The organism is Caballeronia arationis (assembly GCF_001544975.2).
Classification (GTDB): Bacteria; Pseudomonadota; Gammaproteobacteria; order Burkholderiales; family Burkholderiaceae; genus Caballeronia; species Caballeronia arationis.
Map to the genome: position 1 here is coordinate 1 of NZ_FCOG02000625.1, position 507 is coordinate 507.

Consider the following 507-nt stretch of genomic DNA (forward strand, 5'->3'; position numbering starts at 1 on the left):
AACGCGTCTTCGCCCAATGCACAGTCGTGGCTGATCTGCTCGATTTCGAGCATGCGCCGATTCGCTGCAAAGCCGATGCTGCGTAGCTCGGACAAGTTGCGCAGCAGCCGTCCCACGCCAAAGTCGCGGGTGTCGTTGATGGTGGTCTCGGTACGGAGCGCCTGACCTTCCTTGTGGTACTGCTTGATGCGTGAACGTTTGTAGTCCACGTGTAGCGAAGGGGTGACCCCTTCAGTGATCACCCGGGTGCGAAAGCGCCCCGGGGTGCGCCGATTGACGCGGCGATCGAAGATCAGTTGCACTTGGCCCGGGCGTCCGATGTCCAGGTTCTCGCGGATGACCTGCTCGAAGAAGATGCGCCCCGTCACCGGTCGATCGAGCACCTGGGTCAGCGCGAACTCGGCCTGCAGGATCGACAGCGCGTAGCGGTAACCGGCGGCCCGGTCGCGCCGATCAAACGGATGCGGTAGTCGTGCCAGCCATTTGCGCAGCAGCCGATCAATCTTG

1 pseudogene is annotated in these 507 nt (G+C 62.5%); it reads right to left on the minus strand.

From position 1 onward, the window contains the following. Nucleotides 1–507: pseudogene (locus AWB81_RS44175) on the minus strand (hypothetical protein); the annotation flags it as partial.